Source organism: Negativicoccus succinicivorans (assembly GCF_018373335.1).
Taxonomy (GTDB): domain Bacteria; phylum Bacillota; class Negativicutes; order Veillonellales; family Negativicoccaceae; genus Negativicoccus; species Negativicoccus succinicivorans_A.
The window spans coordinates 1-4,751 of record NZ_JAHAHH010000086.1 but is presented as its reverse complement, the minus strand read 5'-3'; the positions used below and the strand labels follow the sequence as shown (position 1 = coordinate 4,751).

Annotated in this window: 4 protein-coding genes; all 4 read right to left on the bottom strand. The window is 48.1% G+C overall.

The genetic code is table 11. The annotated features are described in order from the left end of the window. Positions 1-40: 40 nt before the first annotated feature. Positions 41-1,168: a polysaccharide pyruvyl transferase CsaB gene (gene csaB, locus KH813_RS06045; RefSeq protein WP_303994456.1), complete on the bottom strand. Its 1,128-nt coding sequence runs from the start codon at positions 1,166-1,168 to the stop codon at positions 41-43. Then, the gene (locus tag KH813_RS06040) at positions 1,155-3,185 is read right to left on the bottom strand and encodes a DUF5693 family protein (protein WP_303994455.1); all 2,031 of its coding nucleotides are present in this window, start codon (positions 3,183-3,185) and stop codon (positions 1,155-1,157) included. Before KH813_RS06040 ends, csaB begins: the two co-directional genes overlap by 14 nt. A gap of 9 nt (positions 3,186-3,194) precedes the next feature. After that, positions 3,195-3,881, bottom strand: coding sequence for a DUF2993 domain-containing protein (locus tag KH813_RS06035; protein WP_303994454.1), 687 nt, complete (start codon positions 3,879-3,881; stop codon positions 3,195-3,197). Next, the coding region (gene prfB / locus KH813_RS06030; RefSeq protein WP_303994453.1) for a peptide chain release factor 2 at positions 3,878-4,751 on the bottom strand (874 nt) is incomplete at its 5' end. The genes KH813_RS06035 and prfB, both read right to left, overlap by 4 nt.

Here is a 4,751-nt window from a genome sequence, read left to right as displayed (position 1 = left end):
AATATCACGACGCATTTGCCGGGCAAAGGCTGTGACCTCGCTAAATTGTTTCTCTGTGAGTGCTGTCATTATGCTTCTCCTTTCCCAATAACCGGAGTGCGTAGTCCGCTGTCGCTTCCGAGCGGGAGCGCAAGATCGCTATTTGTTTACGCTCCGTATCGGAAACACCTTCCTGTAAACGTTTCAAAGTAAGTTCTACCAATGCATCGACATCCACAGTGTCAATGGTTGCAATAGCTTTTTCGCCAACGCTTTCCAAAAAACGATCCACTTTCGGGTCATACGAAATTCCTACCGAAGGGACACCCATTAAAGCGGCAAAAATCAGCGCATGCAAACGAATACCTACTAACACATCCAGAGCGCCGATAATTCCCATGAGCTCTGCGGTGGTATAGGCTTCATCCAAAATAACCGCCGGCTTCTGCATGGCACTTGCAATATCTTCGGCTGCCACTTTATCTTCCGGGTACTGCATCGGTACAAAAATGACTTGGCCTTCTGTCCGGTGCTGCAGTTCATCGCAAGCTTGCGCAAGTTTATGCTTATACTGGCCGTTTCCGGGCCACTGCCGTACCGATACGCCGATTTTAGGTGCTACGCCGCAAACACCGTACCGCCGCATTAACATGCGACCAATATCGGGATCTCCCGGATGCATCGCCAGCACCGCATCCGCGGTCACAGTAATCGGAGGAACGGTTATACCAAGCTCGGTCAAAAGTGCTTGTGAACCTTCATCACGAACCGTAATCGCTTGGGTACGATTCAAGACATCTCTCACCGTGTTGCGAGCCGCCGGCCGGAACAACGGTCCGATCCCCTGTGCATATAAAAACACCGGTTTTTTACACCAAAGTGCCAAACGAATAATGCCCAAATAATAATACAAGCTACGTTTGCTCGTTACGTCTTGCAGCAAGCTCCCGCCGCCGCTAATCAGTAAATCACAACGACTTACTTCGCGCAAAATTTGAGGCATTGCTAAACGGGAAATGGCACGCACGCCGTGCGTTTCGCGTGTGCGTGCAGGGTTACCGGAGATAGCGGTCACTACTGCGTTGGGTTCACGCTCATACAGCGCTCCCAAGATCGCCGTCAGCATTGCCTCATCACCGGCATTTCCAAATCCGTAATAACCCGATATAAGGATTCTAGGCTTCTTCATGCGCCCGGCTCCTGTATCCATTCAATGCACTTAACACATAGGTTCCTAAAATCACAATAACCCCTACTAAGATACCAATCAATACACCATTCACACCCCGTAATGTGCTCATCCATAATGGCGAGCGCATATGCGCAAATGTTTCTACCATGGAAGCTTGTCCAATACCCGCTGCGATGACCAATAGGAAGTGCAGCCACTGGGGCCAGCGCTTTGCTAAAGCAAGAGGCACGAGTAAAAAGGCCGGATGTCCGATCAAAAATTCTTTTGATCGTGGACGCACCGCAAGCGTTGACTCCAAGAAACGTCGTAACGAAATTTCCAGCTGCGATACCGGTACTCCTTCTTCATGACCGCTGCGACCAATAAAAATCAGTCCCGCAATGCCAATAAATCCAACTAACAGCAACGTACCTACACGTACCGGCAGATGTAAAAAGCGTGCGACAAAATCAGGAAAATCCTGCCAATTCTCGTACGCGTTGTTGCGAAACGTCGGAAAAATGCGTACATATAAAATAGCTACACATATGACCGGCAACAAAAATGCCACTTTAACGCCGCGGAAAATTTCCATTTCCATAAAGAAAGGCGTCGCTGCCAAAATCGCACTTAAAAGCCATCCTCCCATAAGAGAAAACAGGCTGACGAATGCTAGTTGCACCATTGCTTTTCCGAATAAACTCCAACGCGATTCCATTTCGTGCCAATCAACTTGCTGCCAATAGCGGAAAACACCATACATAGCTACCGTCGGGGTAGTTACCGCAATCAACAAAGCGGCTACTTGACGAGCAAGAACTTGCCAATGGGTAAAAAGCAAAGTCCCTAAGCCGATAAACGTAAGCAGTGCCATCCCATAGCCAATTTTTCGGTGCGCTCCCGTCAATGCACAAAATGCGGCTCCGGTTAATGCGCCGACACCCAGTAATACGAGTAACTGCAAAGCACGGTTTTCATGAAAATGGGGCATGACGCTTGCTTTACCAAGCACATAATCGTGTACCTGCAGTTTTTCAGCCGTCAACGAGATATAGGCCGCATCCGATTCTAAAAGAGTTTTACCCGGAATCGGTCGTTTATACGCTGAAAACAAATTCAATCGGATATTACGCTCCGTATCGCTGATGAAATGACGCTGTGAAGCCTCCTCCGCGCTCAATTTCACCAGTTCATCACGGAACATACTATAGGCGCGCACACCATAATAATCCAAATTTTTTACCATATCTACGGTGCCCAGCTGCTTCTCAAACTGCAACTGTGTCGGCGATTCGATCAAAGCTACCGGTATGGCACGGATTTTTAATTCTTCACCGATGTAATCCATCTGGTCCGGATATCCGAATGCTTCCTGGCCGACAAAAATAATCGCGCGTACAGGCGCATTCGCATCTAAACGTGCCAAGAAGTGATCCGCTTTCGCCTTAGTCATAGCGGTATAATTCGTTGGCCGTACAACCACGCCGAACCCGTGGTTCTGAATGTCTTTTATTTCAGCAGCTGAAATGCCGAGGCTCATTTGATTGAGAGCCTTTTCGTCAATCGCCTTAACCGCCAACATGAATTGTCCGTCCGGCGTGGTGACTTTCGTCACTGTGCCTTGAGGCAGTCGCAAAGCCAAATCTTCGCTTGCCTCCTGCAAACGTTCATTCGCCCCCTGTTTTCCGGTAGCCGTCATAACAGTTGCCTCCGGAGCCAGGCCTAAGCGCGCTTTATCTTCTGTTGAAAGTTGGGATTTTATCTGTACATAACCGTTATTGACAAGTTTTTCAACGGTAGCGTCATAAACGGCAAAAGACGTGACGCCTGCCTTGCGAAACAGGGCGAGCGCCTCGTCTACAGTTTTTCCTTCACTTGCTGCAAGCTCCGTGACATGCCCGTAATCATAAACCATCTCTACACTGTGATTGGCATCTTCGACGACCATTCGTTGCCAATTGATGGCACCTGCAGCTATAAATGCAATCCCCAATAACACTATAAAAATCGCATGCTTTTTCAAATAATCAAACATCGGTCCATCCTAACGAACCAACGCCGTCATAACGACGCTGTGATTACTGAGTTCTACTTTATTCGCCGTAACAGGCCATGGGAAGTCACGAAAATCATACACTTTGATCGGTTTCATAAAATTAGTCGTAACACCGGCAAAGCCCATATTATTAAATTTCAAATCGGTCGGACGAATTTGCAGAACATTGTCATATAAAAGCGGTTCACCCGAAACAAGAACCGTACCGGATAATAACCCGGCCAAGTCGACATTACCGGTAACGTTGATTTGTCGATCATCAATTCTCACTTGTAAATTGTCGATATTATCGACATGCCCCTGCAGGTAAGTTTGCAGATCCGCTGCCGTCAATGTCGCCCCCAGCGTACCATCACCTATAGATTCCGGTTCAAAACGGTGGTCGGCGAGCAATTTCCGCATATTAAATTTGACGTTGTGTAAATCAATCGTCAAGCGATCATACGTCAACGGATCCAGGGCGACCCTCGAACCATCCGCATGAATGTGGTCAACCGTTCCCGCCAAAAGCACTAACGGATTCTGTAAATCCATTTTAACTTCAATTTTTTCCGACGGCACTTTTTCCGCCAAATAGTTTTCCAAACCGTTTTCTACCATCTTCGGTAACGCAAACCACCCCACCCCAAAAACGATTAGGAGCAGAATGATGATAAGCAGGAGAAATTTTTTCATGGTTTCGCCTCAGATTTCTTCATTTTCTGTTTCAAATAGCCTTCGATAAACGGATCTAAATCGCCATCCATAACCGCTTGCACATTACCGGTTTCTACACCGGTACGATGATCTTTTACCATCGTATACGGATGGAATACATAGGAACGAATCTGACTGCCCCATTCAATAGCTTCATGAGAACCGCCAATATCCTTACGCAACTGTTCGCGTTTTTCCAATTCCAATTCAAACAGTTTCGCCCGCAAGAAGCGCATGGCCTGCTCGCGGTTCTGCATCTGGGAACGTTCATTTTGGCATTGCACCACAATACCGGTAGGCAAGTGTGTCATTCGCACGGCGGAACTCGTTTTGTTGACGTGCTGGCCGCCTGCACCGCTGGCGCGAAAATAATCCACACGAACTTCGTCCATATTGATATCGACGACTACATCATCAGCAATTTCCGGCATGACATCGACCGCGGAAAACGAGGTATGTCTCCGTGCCGCTGCGTCAAACGGTGAAATGCGCACCAAGCGATGTACGCCTTTTTCCGCACGCAACATACCGTATGCATTTTTGCCCTCAAAAGTGACAGTCGCACTTTTTACGCCGGCATCATCACCGGGCAAAATATCGGCCAGATCCACTTTGAAGTGATGCTGCTCACCCCAACGGGTGAACATCCGCAACAACATTTGTGTCCAATCCTGCGCTTCGGTACCGCCGGCTCCCGCATGTAAGGTCAAAATCGCGTTATTGCCGTCATATTCGCCCGACAACATCAGCTCGATCTCTTTGGCCTCGACGATAGCGGAAAGCTCCTCCAATTCGCTTTGAATTTCCTCTTCCAGCGAAGTATCCTCTTCCGCAAGCGCCAGCTGCCAA

Excerpts from the sequence above, each read along its gene's own strand:
- csaB (WP_303994456.1), bottom strand. The coding sequence starts at position 1,168 with ATGAAGAAGCCTAGAATCCTTATATCGGGTTATTACGGATTTGGAAAT.
- KH813_RS06040 (WP_303994455.1), bottom strand. The coding sequence starts at position 3,185 with ATGTTTGATTATTTGAAAAAGCATGCGATTTTTATAGTGTTATTGGGG.
- KH813_RS06035 (WP_303994454.1), bottom strand. The coding sequence starts at position 3,881 with ATGAAAAAATTTCTCCTGCTTATCATCATTCTGCTCCTAATCGTTTTT.